Genomic DNA, 1,434 nt, shown 5'->3' with positions numbered 1-1,434 from the left:
TGGAACTGTCGCCACATCTACAGTGTAACCTGGAATCACTGGCGATGGCACAGCATCATAGTTTGCTTTGTCGCTTGTCCAAGATGTGGCAGAAACTGGTTGGCCAGTCACCTTATCTGTCGTCACGCTACGAGTCCAATTTGCTGTCTGAACTTGGTCAGCTGGTGTTTGGCTGCCTGCACCATGGTAACGAACAGTCAGGTTCACAGACTTGCTTTCTTGGCTATCCGTTGTGCCGTGTTTCAAGCGAATCACTACGTTTTGATCCACACTGCTGTCGGTGTCGAATTGACTTGGCAGAGCATCCTGAGAAGCCACTTCGTAACCTTGTGCTAAGTAACCCGCGACTATGGTATCGTATTTCGTTTGAGCTGCGGCCGGAAGAGCTGCACCTGATTCACCTGTTGTCAATTCAACTTGGTTTTCCAGAGTCTGACCTATTGTCTCATCTACAACTGTGTACGTCACTTTTTGCGTTTGGATCGTGTAGTGCACATCCTTAACAATATTTTCTTGGGTAACTGCTTCTGCTGGAACAGTCGCAATGTCTACGCTGTAACCTGGAATCACTGGCGACGGCACAGCGTCATAGTTAGCTTTGTCGCTTGTCCAAGCTGTGGCAGAAACTGGTTGACCAGTCACCTTATCTGTCTTCACGGTACGAGTCCAAGTCGCTGTTTGTACTTGGTCAGCTGGGGTTTGCCCTCCTGCACCATGGTAACGAACAGTCAAGTTTACATCCTTGCTTTCTTGGATATCAGTGGTACCATGCTTCAAGTGAACAACTACATTTTGATCGTAGTTACTATCAAGGTCGAACTTAGCTGGAAGCGGATCTTTCGAAACCAATTCATAACCTCGGGCTAGATAAGCATCCACGATTGAATCATACTTAGCTTCTGTACCATTTGGAAGAGGAGTATCAGAGTTACCATTTGTAAGCTCTTTCTTATCTTCCAAAGTGGTATTAGTTGTATCATCAATGATGGTATAGGTTACTTTTTGCTTGTCTGCCTTGTATTTAACCGTAACGGTGATATCATCCTGATTAGCAGTTACGTTTTCTGCGTCAACTTTAGCCTTATCTGGGGTGTAACCATCAACAGTTGGAGAAACTACCTCTGGGAAGGTTCCAGTAGATGGTGTCCAAGCCTCTGGTGTAGTATTCTTTGTTACTTCATCTGTTTTTATTTCTCTAGAGAAAGTCAAGGTAGATTTCTTCTCTGGAGCTGCTGGTGTATTATCATCCTCGTAGACGTAGTTAATCATTTGAGTTACAGTCTTAGTTTCTGTAGAAGTTGATACTTTGTGTTTCAAGCGAATCACTACGTTTTGATCCACACTGCTGTCTGTGTCAAATTGACCTGGCAGAGCATCCTGAGAAGCCACTTCGTAACCTTGTGCTAAGTAACCCGCGACTATGGTATCGTATTT

The 1,434-nt window shown here is 44.8% G+C and carries 1 protein-coding gene; it reads right to left on the bottom strand.

Translation table 11 applies throughout. The annotated features are described in order from the left end of the window. Nucleotides 1–1,434 (bottom strand): mucin-binding protein (locus tag FXF62_RS10680; RefSeq protein ID WP_455750036.1); only part of this gene is annotated, 1,434 nt, incomplete at both ends.

The organism is Streptococcus cristatus, assembly GCF_008369405.1.
Taxonomy (GTDB): domain Bacteria; phylum Bacillota; class Bacilli; order Lactobacillales; family Streptococcaceae; genus Streptococcus; species Streptococcus cristatus_G.
The sequence above is the reverse complement of the archived record's forward strand: the minus strand, read 5'-3'. Positions and strand labels throughout refer to the sequence as shown.